General features: G+C 59.3%; 21 protein-coding genes. 8 read left to right on the top strand and 13 right to left on the bottom strand.

The window, feature by feature from the left end:
* Window positions 1–280 precede the first annotated feature (280 nt).
* The 5 genes from rsmD to AO065_RS15115 all read right to left on the bottom strand — a co-directional run bounded on the left by rsmD (window position 281) and on the right by AO065_RS15115 (window position 6,708).
* Window positions 281–865, bottom strand: coding sequence for a 16S rRNA (guanine(966)-N(2))-methyltransferase RsmD (rsmD, locus tag AO065_RS15135; protein ID WP_004884414.1), 585 nt, complete (start codon window positions 863–865; stop codon window positions 281–283).
* Window positions 865–2,328 (bottom strand): M16 family metallopeptidase, encoded by a 1,464-nt coding sequence (locus tag AO065_RS15130; protein ID WP_054540877.1) that lies wholly within the window; start codon window positions 2,326–2,328, stop codon window positions 865–867. Before AO065_RS15130 ends, rsmD begins: the two co-directional genes overlap by 1 nt.
* A complete protein-coding gene (locus AO065_RS15125) occupies window positions 2,325–3,677 on the bottom strand; it encodes a M16 family metallopeptidase (RefSeq protein WP_004884410.1) in 1,353 nt (450 codons plus the stop codon). The genes AO065_RS15130 and AO065_RS15125 overlap by 4 nt, the downstream gene beginning before the upstream one ends.
* Before the next feature lie 281 nt (window positions 3,678–3,958).
* Window positions 3,959–5,386 (bottom strand): M16 family metallopeptidase, encoded by a 1,428-nt coding sequence (locus tag AO065_RS15120; RefSeq protein WP_004884409.1) that lies wholly within the window; start codon window positions 5,384–5,386, stop codon window positions 3,959–3,961.
* Window positions 5,386–6,708 carry a M16 family metallopeptidase gene (locus tag AO065_RS15115; RefSeq protein ID WP_004884408.1) on the bottom strand — a complete coding sequence of 441 codons (1,323 nt, stop codon included), beginning with the start codon at window positions 6,706–6,708 and terminating at the stop codon, window positions 5,386–5,388. Before AO065_RS15115 ends, AO065_RS15120 begins: the two co-directional genes overlap by 1 nt.
* A 259-nt stretch (window positions 6,709–6,967) precedes the next feature.
* Between AO065_RS15115 and ftsY the strand changes: the two genes are divergently transcribed.
* The 4 genes from ftsY to rpoH all read left to right on the top strand — a co-directional run bounded on the left by ftsY (window position 6,968) and on the right by rpoH (window position 11,159).
* Window positions 6,968–8,491 carry a signal recognition particle-docking protein FtsY gene (gene ftsY, locus AO065_RS15110; protein ID WP_004884407.1) on the top strand — a complete coding sequence of 508 codons (1,524 nt, stop codon included), beginning with the start codon at window positions 6,968–6,970 and terminating at the stop codon, window positions 8,489–8,491.
* Complete coding sequence (ftsE, locus tag AO065_RS15105; RefSeq protein WP_004884405.1) at window positions 8,488–9,159, top strand: cell division ATP-binding protein FtsE; 672 nt, start codon at window positions 8,488–8,490, stop codon at window positions 9,157–9,159. Before ftsY ends, ftsE begins: the two co-directional genes overlap by 4 nt.
* Complete coding sequence (gene ftsX / locus AO065_RS15100) at window positions 9,156–10,190, top strand: permease-like cell division protein FtsX (protein ID WP_004884404.1); 1,035 nt, start codon at window positions 9,156–9,158, stop codon at window positions 10,188–10,190. Before ftsE ends, ftsX begins: the two co-directional genes overlap by 4 nt.
* A gap of 114 nt (window positions 10,191–10,304) precedes the next feature.
* The gene (rpoH, locus tag AO065_RS15095; RefSeq protein WP_004884403.1) at window positions 10,305–11,159 is read left to right on the top strand and encodes an RNA polymerase sigma factor RpoH; all 855 of its coding nucleotides are present in this window, start codon (window positions 10,305–10,307) and stop codon (window positions 11,157–11,159) included.
* 47 nt (window positions 11,160–11,206) lie between these two features.
* On the opposite strand, the gene AO065_RS15090 is transcribed toward rpoH, so the two are convergent.
* The 3 genes from AO065_RS15090 to mtgA form a co-directional block, all read right to left on the bottom strand.
* Window positions 11,207–11,446: a DUF7683 domain-containing protein gene (locus AO065_RS15090; RefSeq protein ID WP_004884402.1), complete on the bottom strand. Its 240-nt coding sequence runs from the start codon at window positions 11,444–11,446 to the stop codon at window positions 11,207–11,209.
* A 196-nt stretch (window positions 11,447–11,642) separates the two neighbouring features.
* Window positions 11,643–11,882, bottom strand: coding sequence for a DUF7683 domain-containing protein (locus tag AO065_RS15085; protein WP_004884400.1), 240 nt, complete (start codon window positions 11,880–11,882; stop codon window positions 11,643–11,645).
* Window positions 11,883–12,418: 536 nt separating this feature from the next.
* Window positions 12,419–13,129, bottom strand: a complete 711-nt coding sequence (gene mtgA / locus AO065_RS15080; protein WP_004884399.1) for a monofunctional biosynthetic peptidoglycan transglycosylase — start codon at window positions 13,127–13,129, stop codon at window positions 12,419–12,421.
* 80 nt (window positions 13,130–13,209) lie between these two features.
* On the opposite strand from mtgA, the gene AO065_RS15075 reads away from it, so the two are divergent.
* The 4 genes from AO065_RS15075 (at window position 13,210) to trmB (ending at window position 15,496) form a co-directional block, all read left to right on the top strand.
* Window positions 13,210–13,590 carry a DUF423 domain-containing protein gene (locus AO065_RS15075; RefSeq protein ID WP_004884398.1) on the top strand — a complete coding sequence of 127 codons (381 nt, stop codon included), beginning with the start codon at window positions 13,210–13,212 and terminating at the stop codon, window positions 13,588–13,590.
* Between the two features lie 110 nt (window positions 13,591–13,700).
* Window positions 13,701–13,901 carry a sulfur carrier protein ThiS gene (gene thiS, locus AO065_RS15070; RefSeq protein WP_004884397.1) on the top strand — a complete coding sequence of 67 codons (201 nt, stop codon included), beginning with the start codon at window positions 13,701–13,703 and terminating at the stop codon, window positions 13,899–13,901.
* 54 nt (window positions 13,902–13,955) lie between these two features.
* Window positions 13,956–14,750 carry a thiazole synthase gene (locus AO065_RS15065; RefSeq protein WP_004884396.1) on the top strand — a complete coding sequence of 265 codons (795 nt, stop codon included), beginning with the start codon at window positions 13,956–13,958 and terminating at the stop codon, window positions 14,748–14,750.
* Between the two features lie 98 nt (window positions 14,751–14,848).
* Complete coding sequence (gene trmB / locus AO065_RS15060) at window positions 14,849–15,496, top strand: tRNA (guanosine(46)-N7)-methyltransferase TrmB (RefSeq protein WP_213014107.1); 648 nt, start codon at window positions 14,849–14,851, stop codon at window positions 15,494–15,496.
* 162 nt (window positions 15,497–15,658) lie between these two features.
* On the opposite strand, the gene AO065_RS15055 is transcribed toward trmB, so the two are convergent.
* From AO065_RS15055 to metW, 5 genes are read right to left on the bottom strand one after another with little or no spacing between them, the layout of a single operon-like run.
* Window positions 15,659–15,982: a DUF3392 domain-containing protein gene (locus AO065_RS15055; RefSeq protein WP_004884392.1), complete on the bottom strand. Its 324-nt coding sequence runs from the start codon at window positions 15,980–15,982 to the stop codon at window positions 15,659–15,661.
* A 9-nt stretch (window positions 15,983–15,991) separates the two neighbouring features.
* Window positions 15,992–17,206: a radical SAM family heme chaperone HemW gene (gene hemW, locus AO065_RS15050; protein WP_004884390.1), complete on the bottom strand. Its 1,215-nt coding sequence runs from the start codon at window positions 17,204–17,206 to the stop codon at window positions 15,992–15,994.
* A complete protein-coding gene (gene rdgB / locus AO065_RS15045) occupies window positions 17,203–17,799 on the bottom strand; it encodes an RdgB/HAM1 family non-canonical purine NTP pyrophosphatase (RefSeq protein WP_004884387.1) in 597 nt (198 codons plus the stop codon). Before rdgB ends, hemW begins: the two co-directional genes overlap by 4 nt.
* Window positions 17,796–18,230: a DUF4426 domain-containing protein gene (locus AO065_RS15040; protein ID WP_004884386.1), complete on the bottom strand. Its 435-nt coding sequence runs from the start codon at window positions 18,228–18,230 to the stop codon at window positions 17,796–17,798. Before AO065_RS15040 ends, rdgB begins: the two co-directional genes overlap by 4 nt.
* A 22-nt stretch (window positions 18,231–18,252) precedes the next feature.
* Window positions 18,253–18,873 (bottom strand): methionine biosynthesis protein MetW, encoded by a 621-nt coding sequence (gene metW / locus AO065_RS15035; RefSeq protein ID WP_004884384.1) that lies wholly within the window; start codon window positions 18,871–18,873, stop codon window positions 18,253–18,255.
* Window positions 18,874–18,878: the final 5 nt, after the last annotated feature.

Raw genomic sequence — 18,878 nt, 5'->3', positions numbered from 1 at the left:
AATTGGCGTGCGAATGATCTGCTTGTTACATCCATATCCAGCCCTCGCTTATCGTTCAAACCTGTAATGGTGGAGGGGGATATGACTATAAAATGCGATGGCGGATCAACGAATCCGGTGTAGGGTGATTCCCTGATTTGTGTAAGTGGCGCTTAGATCCGCTTCTCAAGACATACTCAGCCTTTCCATGCAAAGCAGTGTGTTGCTCTGTCCACTCCGGTTGCGAGAACGCAGTCCTCGAAGTGGACTTTCCCAAGAGAGGCAACGAGATCTAAAATCCTTATCCCCGTTGCCAAAGCGCGTAGTACACCTGACCGGCCTTTTTCTCGCGATGCAGCCGCCACGAGCCCGGCAGGCCGGTGGTCGAGGGCGGCGTTTCGCTTTCGGTGTAGATCCAGGCGTTGTCTGCCAGCCAGCCGCGTGTTTCCAGCAGGTTGCAGGCCGAGGCCAGCAGGCCCTGATGGAAGGGCGGATCGAGGAACACCACGTCGAATGGCGATGCCTCGGCGGTTTCCAGATGGCGCAGTGCGTCGGTCTGGGAAACCTGGCCGGTGGTGCAGTTCAGTGCGGTCAGGTTCTGGCGCAGGCTGGCAATGGCCGTGGCGTTGCTGTCCAGCGCCAGGCCCATGCTTGCGCCGCGTGACAACGCTTCGAAATACAACGCGCCACTGCCGGTGAATACATCCAGCACTCTGGCGCCCGCGATGTAAGGCGCCAGCCAGTTGAACAGGGTTTCACGCACGCGATCAGGTGTCGGGCGCAGGCCGGGGGCGTCGGGGAAGGTCAGTTTGCGACTGCCCCATTCACCGCCGATGATACGAAGCTGACCCAGGCCGTTATGGCCCTTCGGACGTGGATTGGCCATCAGTGCTCTGGAACCCCGGCAGGTTGACGAGTGGGTTTATCGGTCGGCGCAGGCAGTTCTTTCTGCGCCACGGTCGGGCCGACGGTCACGATGACCATCTTGTCGACATCCAGATGCTTGCTCATGGCGGCCTTGACCTGCTCGACGGTCACGCCTTGGGCGGCGGTCATGTAGTCCTCAAGGTAAGTCAGCGGCAGATCATAGAAACCGATGGCACCCAGTTGAGCAACGATGGCGGAGTTGCTGGCGGCGGTCAGCGGGAAGCTGCCGGTCAGTTCGCGCTTCACGTCGTCGAGTTCTTTCTGGGTCGGACCGTTGGCGAGGAAGTCCTTCACGATGCTCTGTACCAGCTTCAAGGTGTTTTCATTCATCTCGGCGCGGGTCTGCAGGTTGATCATGAACGGCCCTTGAGCCTGCATGGCGCTGAAGCCGGACGAAACGCCATAGGTCAGACCGCGCTTTTCGCGCACTTCGGTCATCAGCCGACTGCCAAAACCGCCGCCGCCCAGGACCGAGTTGCCGACGGTCAGCGCGGCATAGTCCGGGTCTGTACGCGTGATGCCCAGCTGGGCCAGCATCAGAAGCGTCTGATTGGAGGGAAATTCGATGTGTGTGACACCGGCCTTGGGTTCGACCGGGTCGGCAACTTTCGCCAGTGCCGGGCCTTTTGGCAGCGCCGCCGAAACTTCTGCAGCAACGGCCTGCGCTTCTTCCTTCGACAGATCACCTACCAGCGCAATCACCGCATTGCCAGCCGCATAGCCTTTGGCGTGGAACGCCTTGAGCTGAGCCAGGGTAATGGCGTTGATACTTTTGGCATCGCCATCGCTCGGGTGCGCGTAAGGATGGTCGCCGTACAGCTTCTCGAACAGCGCCTTGCTGCCGATAGTGCCGGGGTTCTGCTTCTGGTACTCGAAACTGGCGCTCAACTGGTTCTTGATGCGGGCCAGCGAGTCGGCCGGAAAAGTTGGCTTGCCGACGACTTCACTGAACAGCTTCAGGGCCGGTTCACGCTTGTCGGGCGCGCTCAGGCTGCGCAGCGAGGTGACGGCCATGTCGCGATAGGAGCCGTTTTCGAACTCGGCGCCCAGGCCTTCGAAGCCTTGGGCGATAGCGCTGACATCCTTGCCTTTCACGCCTTCGTTGAGCATGGCGTTGGTCAGCAGGGCAATGCCGGGAGTCTTCTCATCCTGGCTGCTGCCTGCGGCGAAGATCAGGCGCATGTCGATCATCGGCAGTTCGCGGGATTCGACGAACAGCACCTTCGCGCCTTCGGCAGTGTTCCAGGTCTGGATGTTCAGCGCACGGCGAGCCGGTGCCTTGCCATCCAGTTCCTTGAGCGTTTGCAGGTTGCTGCCCAGTGGCTGTGCGGCAGTTTCATCCGCCATGGCAGGCTGGATAATGAAGGTACTGGCCAGGATCAGGCCAAGCAGCGCATGACGTGGAGCGTTGCGCTTGATCATTTGGCTTTCTCCTCAGGCAGAACGTGCGCGATGCTGAGGCGCTCGCGTGTGAAGTAAGTATTGGCAGCCTTCTGGATGTCCTGCGGCGTCACGCTCTGCAGGGCTTCCAGTTCTCCGTCCATCAGTTTCCAGGACAGGCCGACGGTTTCCAGTTCGCCGATCATGGTCGCCTGGCTGGTGATCGAATCGCGCTCGTAGACCACACCTGCAATGACCTGCGCCCGCACACGCTCCAGCTCTTCAGCGGAAGGTGCCTTGGTTTTCAGGTCGTCCAGCAGGCGCCAGATACCGGCTTCAGCGTCTGCCAGAGTTTTCTTCTTCTGGGCATTGGGTGTGGCGCTGATCATGAACAGGCTGTCACCACGGGCAAAGGCGTCATAGCGCGAGGATGCCGCTGACACCACTTCTTCGCCGCGCTCCAGGCGCGATGGAATACGCGCGCTGTAACCGCCGTCGAGCAGTGCGGCGATTAGGCGCAGTGCATTGACCGAGCGCTGATCTTCCGCGGTGGCAACGCTGGGCACGTTAAAGCCGTAGAGCAGGCTCGGCAGTTGGGTTTTGACATGCAGGGTGATCTTGCGCTCGCCGGGTTCGGCCAGTTCAAGCGGTTTCTTGGACGGCGGCACGTCACGACGCGGGACAGGACCGAAGAAGCGTTCAGCCAGGGCCTTGACCTCATCCGGCTTGACGTCACCGACCACCACCAGTGTGGCGTTGTTCGGTGCGTACCAGGCTTCGTACCAGTGGCGCAGTTCCTCGACCTTCATGCGCTCCAGGTCGGCCATCCAGCCGATGGTCGGAGTGTGATAGCCGCTGGCGGGGTAGGCCAGCGCGTTGAAGCGTTCCAGTGCCTTGCCCAGCGGCTTGTCATCAGTGCGCATGCGGCGCTCTTCCTTGATGACTTCGATCTCGCGGCTGAACTCGTCGGGCGGCAGCTTAAGGGTCGCCATGCGGTCGGCTTCAAGTTCCAGCGCGACGGCCAGGCGATCACTGGCCAGGACCTGATAGTAGGCGGTGTAATCATTGCTGGTGAACGCGTTCTCTTCTGCGCCCAGATCGCGCAGGATCAGCGAAGACTCGCCCGGCCCGGTCTTGCTGCTGCCTTTGAACATCATGTGTTCCAGGGCATGGGACAGCCCCGTCTGGCCGGGCGTTTCGTAGCTTGAGCCGACTTTGTACCAGATCTGGGATACCACCACAGGCGCACGGTGGTCTTCGCGGACAATGACCTTGAGGCCGTTGTCGAGGGTGAATTCATGAGTCGGTTGCGGATCGGCGGCCAATGCTGTCAGCGGCAAACAGATTGTGCTGAACAGCAGGCCTGCAGCACGGCGGGCTAGAACATTCATTCGTGGTTTGAACCTGTAGGACGGCCTGCTTGAACTTGGCGTCGGCAGGCGCGGGGGTATTAGGATACTGGTCCGTTCGCATGAGAAACAGCCTTCACAGGCCAAATGCGAGTTAAGCGTGTTGAAACGAAGCTGAAAGATAGCTTAGAAGGGGCTGCCTCTTACGCAGGCAGCCCTGAATGCAGCTCTTTTTACATGTCAGGATTTTTCAGGGGCGCCTTTTGGCTTACGGCAATCTTGAGATAGCCATGCTATGAGGCTCCAGCGGGCTAAAACGCAGTTCATTCAGCCGTGGCAGGCAGTTCTTTCTGGGGCACGGTAGGGCCTACGGTCACAATGATCATCTTTTCGGCACTCAGGTGCCTGTAAATGGCCGTCTTTACCTGCTCGATCGTCAGCTCCCGGATGGCTGTCATATAGTCATCGAAGTGGGAAATGGGGAGATCGTAGAAACCAATGTCCGCCAACCGGGAACCGATGGCACTGTTGCTGGCTACCTCCAGCGGGAAGCTGCCGGTCATTTGGCGCTTGATGTCGTCGAGTTCTTTCTGAGTTGGGCCGTTGGCGAAGAAATCGCGCACGATCTCCTGAACCAGTTCCAAAGTGTTTTCACTCATCTCGGCGCGGGTCTGCAACTCGATCGTGAAAGTCCCGGTAGCGCTGCTGGTAATCAGGCGGGAGGTGATGTCGTAGGTCAGACCGCGTTTTTCACGTACTTCCATCACCAGGCGACTGCCGAAACCGCTGCCGCCCAGTATTGAATTGCTCGCCATCAGTGCGACGTAATCCGGGTCGTTGCGCGTGATGCCCGGTTGGCCAAGCAGTATTTGCGTCTGGCTGGAGGGGGAATGGATGTGCATTGCTCCCGCCGTGGGTTCGGCCGGGTCACCCACTTTCGCCAGTTTCGGCCCTTTTGGCAAAGAGGCAGAAACTTGTGCTGCGATGACTTGGGCGTCCTCCCTGGAAAGGTCACCGATTATTGCAATCACTGCATTGCCAGCGGCATATCCCTTGGCGTGGAATGCCTTCAATCGCGCCAGGGTAATCGCGTTGATACCTTTCTCATTGCCGTTGGTTCGATAGGCATAGGGATGATCACCATAGAGTTTTTTGTACAGCTCATCCCAGGCAATGCGGCGGGGCTCCCGCTTTTCATTCTCGATACTGGTAATCATCAGGTTCTTCAGGCGCGTCACCGCATCGCTCGGGAAGGTCGGCTTACCGACGACTTCACTGAAAAGTTTCACGGCCGGTTCACGCTGTTGCGCCGCACTCAGGCTGCGTAGCCAAAACGTGGCCCTGTCATCATAGGGTTCGATTCCAAGTCGGGCCCCCAGCGCCTCGAAGTCTTGGGCGATCACGCTGGCGTCCTTGCCGTCGATGCCGTTGCCGAGCATGTAGCTGGTCAGCCTGGCAATGCCGGGCGTCCAGTCATCCTGGCTACTGCCTGCGGCGACGGTCAGAAATATGTCCAGCATTGGCAATTCGCGCGCCTCGGCGAACAATACCTTGGCGCCCTCAGCGGTATTCCACGTCTGGATGTTCAGCGCCCGGCGAATCGTTGTCTTGCCGACCAGGTCCCCGAAGGTCTCCAGCTTGCTGCCCAATGCCAGTGTGGTTGTCTCACCCGTCATATCGGACCGGGCAATAGAGGTGTCGGCCATGACCTGGTCAGAAATCGTAGGGATTGGAGCGTTGCGCTTGATCATCAGGCTTTCTCCTCAGGCAGCACATACGCGATGCTGAGGCGCTCGCGGATAAAGTAGGTGTTGGCGGCGTTCTGAATGTCCTGTGGCGTCACGTTCCGGAGGGATTCCAGCTCGCCGTCCATCAGCTGCAGGGGCAGGCCGACCGTTTCAAGTCTGCCGAGTGTGGTGGCCTGGCTGCTAATCAAATCACGCTCGTAAACCATGTTTGCAACAATGTGTGCCTGGATACGTTCAAGCTCTTCAGCGTGAACGGGTATGGTCTTCAGATCATCCAGCAGACGCCAGATGCCCGTCTCGACATCAGTCAGGGATTTATTCTTTTGGGTGTTGGGGATAGCGCTGATCATGAACAGGCTGTCGCCACGAGTAAACGCGTCGTAGCTTGAGGATGCTTCAGACACCAGTTCTTCACCGCGTACAAGTCGAGCAGGAATGCGTGCGCTGTTACCACCGCCCAGCAATGCTGCAATCATGCGCAGGGCATTGGCCGAGCGCTGGTCTTCAGCTGTGGCCAGGCCAGGCACATTGAAGCCGTAAAACAGCTTGGGCAGTTGGGTTTCAAGATGCAGGGTAATCTTGCGCTCGCCTGGTTCGGCCAGCTCCAGCGGTCTTTTCGACGCAGGCACCTCGCGGCGAGGAATGGGGCCGAAAAAACGTTCTGCCAGTGCCCTGATTTCGCCCGGCTGTACGTCACCTACCACCACCAGCGTGGCATTGTTGGGCGCGTACCAGGCTTCGTACCAGTGACGCAGTTCCTCGACCTGCATGCGCTCAAGGTCCGCCATCCAGCCAATGGTCGGGTTGTGATAGCCGCTGGAGGGAAAGGCGAGAGCGTTGAAGCGTTCAAGTGCCTTTGCCTTCGGATCGTCATCAGTGCGCATGCGGCGCTCCTCCTTGATGACTTCGATCTCGCGGCTGAACTCGTCGGGCGGCAGCGTAAGGGTCGTCATGCGATCGGCTTCCAGCTCCAGTGCGACGCTCAGACGATCACAAGCCAGCTCCTGGTGATAGACCGTGCAGTCATCACTGGTGAACGCGTTCTCTTCGGCACCCAGACTGTTCAGGATCAGAGAAAACTCGCCTGGCCCGGTCTTGCTGCTGCCTTTGAACATCATGTGCTCGAGCGCATGGGACAAGCCGGTCTGGCCCGGCATTTCGTAGCTGGAACCCACTTTGTACCAAAGCTGGGAAATGGCCACCGGCGCGCGATGGTCCTCACGTACGATGACCTTGAGGCCATTGTCGAGTGTGAATTCGTGGGTGGGTTGCGGGTTGGCGGCCGAGGTCGCCGACGGTAAAGCGCGTTGGGCTAAAATATTCATCCGTGAATATGAACCTGTTGTAGTACGCCCTGCCTGAACTTAGCGTCGGCAGGCGTGAGGATGTTAGGATAATGGTGTGTTTCGTCAGAACCGGCTTTCACCTGTCAAATGCGAGTGAAACCTGTCTGAAACGAAGCTGAACCATATCCCAACAAAGGACTGCAAAGTGAACACGCGGTCCTAAAAGCAGTCTGTTTTTACTGTCAGAATTTTCCGGATCGCGCTCTGGCGTCCCGCAACCTTGAGATAGCCGTCCTCCATGTTTGGTTCTAACGACGACAAGAAAACCCCAGCTGCCGCTGGAGAGAAAAAAGGCCTGTTCGGGTGGCTGCGTAAAAAGCCACAGGAAGCCGAACCCGCGCCGCAAGAGTCAACCGCTGAACAGCCTGAACCGGTCGTCGAAGCGACGCCACAGGTTGAACCGCTCATTGCCCCTCAATCCGCTCCCCTGGCTGTCGAGCCTGCGCCTGCTGCCGAGCCGCAGTCGCATGTGGAACCGGGTCCGCCATCGCCCCAGCCCTGGCTGACGTTGCCGGTGGCTGAAGAGTCGGTGGCGCTGATCGACGAGCTTGAGCCCCACGTCACACCACCGATTCCCGAACAGCATCACGTATCGTCGGCACCTCAATACGCAGCAGCACCTGCTCCAGAGCCTCGGCCTGATGCCGCGCCTGTCGATATCGTGCCGGTCAGCGTTCCCGAGCCTGTGCTGCTTGAACCTGCGCCTGTCGCAGAGCCGATTGTTGAACCCGTTATTCCTGCGCCGATTGCGCAGCCGGTTCCGCAGCCCGTCGAGCCTGTTCAGGAACTCGCGCCTGTCGCTGCCCCGGTTCAAGAGCCTGAAGCCAGCAAGGTCGGCTTCTTCGCCCGCCTCAAGCAAGGCCTGTCGAAAACCAGCGCCAGCATCGGCGAGGGCATGGCCAGCCTGTTTCTGGGCAAGAAAGCCATCGATGATGACCTGCTCGAAGAAATCGAAACCCGCCTGCTGACAGCGGATGTCGGTGTCGAAGCGACATCGGTCATTATCCAGAGCCTGACCCAGAAGGTCGCCCGCAAACAGCTGACCGATGCTCAGGCGCTCTACACCTCGCTGCAAGGCGAACTGGCCGCGATGCTCAAGCCGGTCGAACAGCCGCTGGTCATCAAGGCCGAGCACAAGCCGTTCGTGATTCTGGTCGTAGGCGTCAACGGCGCAGGCAAGACCACCACCATCGGCAAGCTGGCCAAGAAGCTGCAGCTTGAAGGCAAGAAGGTCATGCTGGCCGCAGGCGATACCTTCCGTGCCGCTGCCGTTGAGCAGCTGCAGGTCTGGGGTGAGCGCAATAAGATTCCGGTCATCGCTCAGCACACGGGCGCTGACTCCGCTTCGGTTATCTTCGACGCCGTGCAGGCCGCCAAGGCGCGGGGCATCGACGTGCTGATCGCCGACACCGCCGGTCGTCTGCACACCAAAGACAACCTGATGGAAGAGTTGAAAAAGGTGCGCCGCGTAATCGGCAAGCTCGACGCAGATGCGCCGCACGAAGTGCTGCTGGTGCTCGATGCGGGCACCGGTCAGAACGCGATCAACCAGGCCAAGCAGTTCAACCAGACTGTCACGCTGACCGGCCTTGCACTGACCAAGCTGGATGGCACCGCCAAGGGCGGCGTGATTTTCGCGCTGGCCAAGCAGTTCGGTCTGCCCATTCGTTACATCGGCGTCGGCGAGGGTATTGATGACCTGCGCACCTTCGAAGCCGAACCCTTTGTTCAGGCTCTGTTTGCGGAGCGGGAGCGTCCATGATTCGTTTCGAGCAGGTCGGTAAGCGCTATCCGAATGGACATGTCGGATTGCACGAACTGAGCTTTCGAGTACGTCGCGGCGAGTTTCTGTTTGTCACCGGGCATTCCGGTGCAGGCAAGAGCACGCTGCTGCGCCTGTTGCTGGCCATGGAGCGCCCGACAACCGGCAAACTGATGCTGGCTGGCCAGGACCTCGGCCAGATCAGCAATGCGCAGATCCCGTTCCTGCGTCGGCAGATCGGTGTCGTGTTTCAGAATCACCAGTTGCTGTTCGATCGCACGGTGTTCAACAACATCGCACTGCCGTTGCAGATTCTCGGGCTCTCCAAGCCTGAAATCGCCAAGCGCGTCGATTCGGCGCTGGATCGCGTGGCGTTGTCCGACAAGGCCGACCTGTACCCCGGTGATCTTTCCACCGGCCAGCAGCAGCGCGTCGGTATCGCGCGCGCCATCGTGCACCGTCCGGCCTTGCTGCTGGCGGATGAGCCGACCGGTAACCTCGATCCACGATTGGCAGCGGAAATCATGGGTGTGTTCGAAGACATCAACCGACTGGGCACCAGTGTGCTCATCGCCAGTCACGATCTGGCGCTCATCGCTCGCATGCGTCACCGCATGCTGACCCTGCAACGCGGTCGTCTGATCGGTGACGGGGAGGCCGGGGTATGAGTGCCACACGCAGTCCAAAGGTTGCAGAGCGCGTCGCGCCAAAGGCGGCTGATCCTGCACCCGGAAAACAGAAAAAGCAGCGTCACGATCACGACGATGACGGGCCGGACTTCAGCACGCTGCTTTCAGCCTGGCTTGAAAGCCATCGCTCAAGCATGGTCGACAGCCTGCGTCGCCTTGGCAAGCAACCTATAGGCAGTTTTTTCACCTGTCTGGTCATGGCCATTGCCCTGAGCCTGCCCATGGGCTTGTCGTTGCTGTTGAGTAACGTCGAGCGTCTGGGTGGTTCCTGGCAGCGAGCAGCACAGATCTCGATCTACCTGAATCTGGACGCCAGCACAGCCGATGGCACTCGCATGCGTGATGAGATCAAGGCGATGCCCGGCGTGGCGGATGCCGAGTACATCAGCAGCGAACAGGCGCTGGCGGAGTTTCAACAACAGTCCGGGCTGGGTGAAGCGCTCAAGGAGCTGCCGGAAAACCCGTTGCCCGGCGTGGTGCTGGTGACGCCAGACGAAGTCGACAAGCCCGCGCTGGAAGCCTTGCGCACCCGCCTTGCCGAACTGCCCAAGGTGCAGCAGGCCCAGCTCGATCTGGTCTGGGTCGAGCGCTTGGCAGCGATCCTCAAGCTGGGTGACCGGTTTGTGTTCGGCTTGACGGTTCTGCTGGTCTCGGCTTTGCTGTTGGTAATTGGTAACACAATACGTCTGCACATCGAGAACCGTCGCACCGAGATCGAAGTGATCAAGCTGGTGGGCGGGACCGACAGCTATGTGCGCAGGCCTTTCCTTTATATGGGCGCGCTGTACGGTTTCGGGGCGGGGATTCTGTCCTGGGGCGTGCTGGCCTATGGCCTGAACTGGCTGAACGGAGCGGTAACCGGTCTGGCCGGTCTTTACGGAAGTGATTTCGCGCTCACGGGTGTGCCGATGGGTGATGGTTTTTCGCTCTTGCTTGGAGCGGTGTTGTTAGGGTATATCGGTGCTTGGATTGCGGTCGCCCGTCACTTGCGTGAACTGGCGCCACGGTAGAGCTAAAATTGTTTCACCAGATTGGCTTCAGAAAATCAAGGAACTTGTCTCGCGGTTCCAAGTCAATCTGGCAGTGCTGAACTGCACATTTATGTGCGCTGGAGGTTTTTTCGTATGACCAATTCTTTGCAACCTGCTTATGCCTTAGTCCCGGGTGCGAACCTTGAGGCCTACGTGCATACGGTCAACAGCATTCCGCTGCTGACGCCCGAGCAGGAGCGTGAACTGGCTGAGAGTCTCTACTATGAGCAGGATCTGGGGGCGGCTCGGCAGATGGTTCTCGCCCACCTGCGTTTTGTCGTGCACATCGCACGCAGTTATTCCGGTTACGGTCTGGCTCAGGCTGACCTGATCCAGGAAGGTAACGTCGGTCTGATGAAGGCCGTGAAGCGTTTCAACCCTGAAATGGGTGTGCGTCTGGTGTCGTTCGCCGTGCACTGGATCAAGGCGGAAATCCACGAGTTCATCCTGCGCAACTGGCGCATCGTGAAAGTTGCCACGACCAAGGCGCAGCGCAAGCTGTTCTTCAACCTGCGCAGCCAGAAGAAGCGTCTGGCCTGGCTAAACAACGACGAAGTGCATCGCGTCGCTGAAAGCCTGGGTGTCGAGCCACGTGAAGTGCGCGAGATGGAAAGCCGCCTGACCGGCCACGACATGGCATTCGACCCGGCAGCCGAAGCTGACGACGACAGTGCGTTCCAGTCGCCAGCCAACTACCTGGAAGACCACCGCTACGACCCGGCGCGTCAGTTGGAAGATTCCGATTGGACCGACAACTCCACCGCCAATCTGCATCAGGCGCTGGACGTGCTGGACGAACGCAGCCGCGACATCCTCTACCAGCGCTGGCTGGCAGAAGAAAAAGCCACGCTGCACGACCTGGCGCAGAAGTACAACGTCTCCGCCGAGCGCATTCGTCAGCTAGAAAAGAGCGCGATGAACAAGCTCAAGACGTCGATAGCGGCGTAACGTAGCCGGTAACGCAAAACGCCCCGATCTGATCGGGGCGTTTTTGTTTAAAGGTCGTCAGCGTTGCATGTCAGCTGGTAGAAGTAGTTCGGATCATGGGGTTCATCACCGATGAGCCTGACGATTGCTTCCAACTGAGAAGCGTCCAGATTGTAGCCTTCATCGCCCCACTGCTCGGATGTCCAGCCCATGATGCTTTTTAGCCGTTCGTCATTGCCAGCCGGGATTTCTTTTGCAAAAGCGAGAAATTCTGTTTTTCTGTCGAATGCTTCAAGCAGGTATTTCACGGTTCGATGCTCGTTTCAGCAGTAGACCTCTTTGGTCTGTGCTTCTGTTTTCAGTATGATCTGGCGTAGATGTATAACGTCTTCGCTGAGCGTATTCATCAGCATTGGAAGAGTGCGATGAGCACGCTCAGTATATCGATAGCGGCATGATGCGTTGCCGCATCACAAAGTCCCAACGTTGGACAGCGCGTTTTAGCTAGTAGTCATCAGTATTGCATGTCAGTTGGTAGTCGTAGTTCGGGTCATGGCTTTCATCGCCTATTATCCTGACGATTGCTTCCAGTTGAGCGGCGTCCAGATTGTAGCCTTCATGGCCTAACTGCTCGGATGTCCAACCCATGATGAGCTTGAGTTGTTGATCATGGCCTCCTGGAATTTCTTTCTCAAAGGCTAGTATCTCGGTTTTTTTATCGAATGCTTCAAGTAGGTATTTCACGGTTCGATACTCCGTTTAGGGTCGACGTTCTAATCTTTTGTCTCAGGAGTAATTTCCGGGTTTCGATAAAGTTGGCAAGATATAAAAAATCTGGATGTCCAAACAAGGTCTCGAAATAAAACGAGATGGATACTACGAGATTAAGTGAATAATCATACGTAGTGATGGGGCAGTTTCATTCTTTAATGTTCGACACTTCACGACTTGGCGCAGAAGTGCAACATCTCTGCCGATCGTATTCGTCAGTAGCGAAAGAACGGGATGAGCAAGCTCAACCCGTCGATCACGGCACAGGTGGCTTGATGAGCGGGAATCTGGACCTGATCGTGCCAATGCTCTGCGTTGGCATGCCGCCTGGGACGCTCCGCGTCCCGATCTTCTGATTACACTGATATCCAGGTGTAAACATCGGCAGGCGAAGCGTCGGTTCTCGGGGACGCGGGCGTGCCCACTATCAGGCCATTAATCCGCTTGAAGAAAGGCATCGCTTTCGTGGGATTGCAGCCCAGAACCCGCGTGCACGGGTTTTACACCCATTAAAACCGACGGCTATGGTTCAGGTTCGCCAGATAGTCATCCCCACCCAATTGCCGCATCTGCTGACGGATCCAGCCGGCGCGGCGGGAGACGTAGCTGCTGGGGTGGCTGGCGCTCCATTCTCTGGGGTTGGGCAGGACGGCGGCGAGGTAGCTGGCCTGCTGGACCGTCAGGGCGCTCGCGTTGACGCGGAAATGGTGCTGCGCGGCCGCTTGTGCGCCGAACACGCCTTCGTCCCATTCGACGCTGTTGAGGTAGACCTCAAGGATGCGCTCCTTGGACCACAACACCTCAATGAGCATCGTGAACCAGGCTTCGAGGCCTTTGCGCAGGTAGCTGCGGCCGGACCATAGAAACAGGTTTTTCGAGACTTGCTGGCTCAGGGTGCTGGCACCGCGGATCGAGCCGCCACGTTCGTTGTGCAGAATCGCGGCCTGGATCGCGTCGACGTCGAAGCCCCAGTGTTCGGCAAACTTCTGGTCTTCGCCGGCAATAACGGCGATTTTCAGGTTGTCGGAAATCTTGTCCCACGGCTGCCAGTCGCGTTGCAGGTCGATGGGCTGACCGTCAAACCAGGATTCCACCTTGCGCTCCACCATCAACGCGGTGCCAGGCGGCGGTATCCAGCGGAAGATGATAACCAGAATGACACTGCCAGCTGCGAACCACAGCAGGGCTTTGATGAGGCGACGAAAGAGAGACTGCAGCATAGAGATGGCTTGGCCGAACCCGTTGAGCGGGCCATTATACAGACCGTGCGCCTTCGGACGATTTTTCACTGGAGTTCCTGATGCTTCGTAGCTTTTTAATGTTGGCCGCCTTCTTCGGTTTTACGGGCGTGGCGCTTGGTGCCTTTGCTGCTCATGGCCTGAAAGGGCGTCTGACCGCCGAGTACCTGACCATCTTTCAGACCGGCGTCCTGTACCAACTCGTTCATGCGCTGGCGCTGCTGGGTGTGGCCGTACTGGCGGCACAGCTTCCGGGTCGGCTGGTCACCTGGGCCGGCATTTCCTTTGCCATCGGCATTCTGCTGTTTTCCGGCAGCCTGTATGCACTGACCCTGACCGGCATCAGCAAGCTGGGCATCATCACCCCGTTCGGCGGTCTGGCGTTTCTGTTCGGCTGGGCGACCCTGGGGCTGGCGGCGTGGCGTCTGGGTTCTGCGCCCTGATCGTGGCGCAGTTTGCCGAGGTTGCTTGAGACGAATGGCGTGGCTTTGATTTGGTCATACCGGCCGATCGGGCTAGAATGCTGGCCCCCTAAAATGATGGCTGCTCTCGCATGCACATTCAGTTGAACGGTGAGTCCTTTGAATTGCCCGACGGCGCAACCGTCGAGGCGCTGCTGACCCGTCTGGAACTTGCCGGACGTCGCGTCGCAGTGGAATTGAATCTGGATATCGTGCCGCGCAGCCAGCACGAGACCACAGCCCTGTCCGAAGGTGATCAGGTCGAAGTGGTCCACGCCATCGGCGGCGGCTAGTTCGCAGCGCTGGACGGCGACGCCCCCTAATCTGCAAGTTGAAGAGGATTTCCGATGAGCAATGTTCGCAGCGACAAGCCTTTCGTTCTGGCCGGTCGGACCTTTGAGTCGCGCCTGCTGGTAGGCACCGGCAAATACGTGGACATGGAGCAGACCCGTCTGGCCATCGAAGCCTCGGGTGCCGAGATCGTCACCGTTGCCGTGCGCCGTACCAATCTGGGTCAGAACCCGGGCGAGCCGAACCTGCTGGATGTGCTGCCCCCGGATCGCTACACCATTCTGCCGAACACCGCCGGCTGCTTCGATGCCGTCGAAGCGGTGCGCACCTGCCGTCTGTCCCGCGAACTGCTGGACGGCCGCAATCTGGTCAAGCTGGAAGTGCTGGCGGACCAGAAGACCCTGTTCCCCAACGTGATCGAGACCCTCAAGGCCGCCGAAGTGCTGGTCAAGGACGGTTTCGATGTGATGGTCTACACCAGCGATGACCCGATCATCGCCCGCCAACTGGCCGAGATCGGCTGCATCGCGATCATGCCGCTGGCTGGGCTGATCGGCAGCGGTCTGGGGATCTGCAACCCGTACAACCTGCAGATCATTCTGGAAGAAACCAAAGTGCCGGTGCTGGTCGATGCCGGTGTCGGGACCGCTTCCGATGCCACCATCGCGATGGAGCTGGGTTGCGAGGCGGTGTTGATGAACTCTGCCATCGCCCACGCCCAGCAGCCGATCATGATGGCCGAAGCCATGAAGCACGCTGTATTTGCCGGTCGTCTGGCGTACCTCGCCGGACGCATGCCACGAAAACTCTATGCCAGCGCATCTTCGCCGCTGGATGGCCTGATCAAGTAAGAGCCCGTTTGATGACTGATTCGCACGTTCCGCACCCAGAGTCGCCTGCTACCGAAGAGGGCGAAGAGCGCCAGCACCGCCGCATCAAGAGTTTCGTGATGCGTGCTGGCCGCATGACCGAAGGCCAGCAGCGCGGTCTGGATCAGGGGCGTCCGAAATTCGGCCTGTCCTTGACGGACGCGCCGGTCGATTTTGATCAGGTGTTCGGCCGCTCTGCGCCGCGCACGCTGGAAATCGGCTTCGGCATGGGGCACTCATTGCTGGAAATGGCCGCGGCTGCGCCCGAGCAGGATTTCATTGGTGTTGAAGTGCATTACCCCGGTGTTGGTGCATTGCTCAATGGCGTGCTGACTCAGGGCCTGACCAACGTGCGGGTCTATGACTGCGATGCCATCGAAGTGCTGAACCGCTGCATCGCGGACAACAGCCTGGATCGCCTGATGCTGTTCTTCCCGGATCCGTGGCACAAGAGCCGTCACCACAAGCGCCGCATCGTGCAGCCCGAGTTTGCCGCGCTGGTACGTAGCAAGCTGAAGACCGGTGGCGTGTTCCACATGGCGACCGACTGGGGTCCTTACGCCGAGTACATGCTGGAAGTGATGAGCGTCGCGCCGGGTTTCCGCAATCAGGCCGAAGACAATCAGTACGTGCCGCGCCCGGCCGAACGCCCGATCACCAAGTTCGAACGCCGTGGCGAGCGTCTTGGTCATGGTGTCTGGGATTTGAAGTTCGAGAAGGTTGACTGACCGTCGAAGCGGACGCGGAGCGTCCTGAGGGGCGTTACCACGCTGGGGCGTGGGAACGATCATATCCAGCGCACCGATCGTGCCCATGCTCCGCGTGGGCATGCAGCCCGGGACGCTCTGCGTCACATCTTCAAGCGAACGCGGAGCGCTGGAATGATCAAATCACTTCCTGTCCGCAACCACCCCGATCAGCACCAGCACCACCAACAGCACCGGCGCCAGGCTGTAGTTGTTGAACTGGCTCAGGCCGCGCACGACCCAAGGGGTGGCGTAGATCAGGGCCAGGCCGCTGCCGACGGTGCACAGCAGGGCCATGATCGGGATGCGCAAGGCGCCTGCCATGCTGCCCACGCGCTGTTCCAGCCAGCCTTTGACATCCGAGCCGAACAGCACCAGCAGGCAGCCCACCAGCGCCAGGGCGATTTCTGAAAGGTTGCTGCGACTCCAGCGTGACACGGTGGCGAGCAGATCGAGTACGAGATCCATGCAGGGTCCTTAGATCAGAAAGTATTGCAACAAGTCATTGAGGAAAAGCTGGCCTTGCGGCGTCGCTGCCAGACGTGTCGGATCGGTCTGCAACAGACCGCGTTGCTCCGCCTGTTTACGAGCGCTGGCCAGTGAGTCGACGCTTAGACCCGTTCTTTCCCGAAATAATGCAGCGTCCACGCCCTTTGTCAGTCGCAAGGCGTTCATCAGGAACTCGAACGGCAATTCATCCAGTGGCAATAGCTTCATGCCCGCCTGAAAAGGTTTGTCAGGGTTCAGGTAGTCCTTGGGCAGCCGCGTTTTCCAGGTACGGAAAATACGTCCGTCCAGATGACTCAGCTTGCCATGAGCGCCCGCGCCGATCCCGATGAAATCGCCGAACGCCCAGTAATTCAGGTTATGCCGCGCCGGTTTGCCGGGCTGTGCATAGGCCGACACTTCGTATTGCGCGTAGCCATGGTCCGCCAGCAGTTGCTGGCCAGTTTCCTGAATGTCCCAGAGGATGTCGTCTTCCGGCAGCACCGGCGGCTGGTTCCAGAACACCGTGTTGGGCTCCAGTGTCAGCTGATACCAGGACAGATGCGTCGGTTTCAGCGCGATGGCTTGTCTCAGGTCATCCAGCGCTTCGTCCTGCGATTGATCCGGCAGGCCGTGCATCAGGTCCAGGTTGAAGTTGTCGAAACCGGCCTGACGCGCCATGTCCGCTGCGCGGATCGCTTCGTCGCCATTGTGGATCCGGCCCAGCGCCTTGAGCTTGGATTCCTGAAAGCTCTGGATGCCGATGGACAGCCGGTTGATACCCAATGCGCGATAGGCGCTGAACTTGGCCTGCTCGAACGTGCCGGGGTTGGCTTCAAGGGTGATTTCGATATCGCTGGCGAATCGAATGCGTTGTTCCACACCTTTCAACAGACGGCCCAGCGCCTCGGCACTGAACAGGCTGGGCGTGCCGCCACCGAAGAAGATCGATTGCAGCTCGCGACCATAGACGTGTGGCAGGTCCTGATCCAGATCGGCCAGCAGTGCATCGACGTATTCCTGCTCCGGCAGCACCGGGCTGGCCGTGTGGGAGTTGAAGTCGCAATACGGGCATTTGCGCACGCACCACGGAATGTGGATGTACAGCGACAACGGCGGCAGGTGCGGCAGCGCAGGGCGAGGGCCTTCGGACGAAAAACCGGTCTCGCCCAGAAACAGCGGCTGCGCAGAAGGATCGTGGATCATTCCAGACCCAGGCGCTGGCGCAGCAGGACCATGGCGCGGGCGCGATGGCTGAGCTGGTTTTTCTCGACGGGTCCCAGCTCTGCGCTGGAGCAGTCGCGCTCCGGCACCCAGAACAGCGGGTCGTAGCCAAAGCCGTGTTCGCCACTGGCTGCATGCAGAATGCGCCCGTGCCACAGACCTTCACACAGAATCGGCAGTGGGTCATCGGCGTGACGTACCAGCGCCAGTACGCACACGAACTGCGCACCGCGTTGCTCGTCCGGTACGTCTTTCAGTGCGTCCAGCAGCTTGGCGTTGTTGGCCGCGTCGCCCTTGCCGTCGGCGTAGCGTGCCGAATAAATCCCCGGCGCGCCGCCCAGAAAGTCCACCGCCAGTCCCGAGTCGTCCGCCAGGGCAGGCAGGCCCGACAGGCGCGATGCGTTGCGGGCCTTGAGGATTGCGTTCTCGACGAACGACAGGCCGGTCTCTTCCGGCTCGATCTGGCTGAATTCGCCTACCGAGCGCAGGGTGACGCTGTCGCCGAGCATGGCCTGGAGTTCTTTGAGCTTGCCAGCGTTGTGGCTGGCCAGTACGAGTTGGGTAAGGTTCATCATTGGCCCGGAAAGAGTTCCTGGTTAAAACTGAAACGGTGAGTATTGCCGCCTGTCTGGACGGTAATGTCGAAAATTCGGACTTCCTGCTGCGGCACAGGGTACTGCGCCACATAGCTGACCGCGCCGTATTCGGTGACCGGCTTGAAACCCAGCGGCAGCGAGTCATTGGCCAGATCCCTGATCGTCCCGCTGACCTGCGCCATCTGCGGCTTTCCATTACGGACCACAGAGATGTTGATGACGCCCTGTTCCTTGCTGCGGATCAGCTCCGCAGTCCTGGCGATGTCCGGTTGCAGCGCCGTCGAATTGAAGGTGTTGTAGTAAACCGTGATGTCGCCAAACTGCTCCTGACGATTGCCCTTGATGGCGTCGGCTGCCATTGCGGGCAGGCTCAGACTGGCGATCAGCAAAGACAGCATCAGGCGGCGCATGTCGTTTCCTCGAAAAGCAGCGTTACACGGCAATCCGGTGGTCCGTCAGCCCAGGGCTGGTGACCCGGTAGATGCCGATTTCACCCAACAGATTAGGCCATAGCTTGCTGGCCCACCCATGGCGGTGCTGCTGATCGACAGCCAGTCGGTCGAGTACCTGTGCATCGCGCTCGCGGCACAGTTCTTCGAAATCGCCGAAGGTGCAGAAGTGGATGTTCGGCGTGTTGTACCAGGTGTAAGGCAGAAACTCGGAGACCGGCATGCGGCCCTTGCTCGCCAGATACCAGCGGCAGCGCCAGTGGCCGAAGTTCGGGAAGGTGATGATGCATTGCCGGCCGACCCGCAGCATTTCGTCGAGGATCCGGTCCGGGTAATGCACGGCTTGCAGCGCCTGAGTCATGACCACGATGTCGAAACTGTTGCTGGCGAAGTTGCCCAGGCCTTTATCCAGGTCCTGCTCGATGACGTTGATGCCCTTGGCGACGCACTGGGCGATGTTGTCTGCGTCGTTTTCCAGGCCGTAGCCGGTGACCTGCTTATGGTCACGCAACCAGGTCAGCAGCTCGCCGTCACCGCAACCCAGGTCGAGCACGCGGCTGCCAGCGGGAATCCATTCCTGGATGATTTCCAGATCGGCTCTCATGACAT

It is taken from the genome of Pseudomonas viridiflava (assembly GCF_001642795.1).
GTDB lineage: Bacteria > Pseudomonadota > Gammaproteobacteria > Pseudomonadales > Pseudomonadaceae > Aquipseudomonas > Aquipseudomonas viridiflava.
Note: the sequence above shows the minus strand (reverse complement) of the source record. Positions and strands in the feature narration are given on the sequence as shown.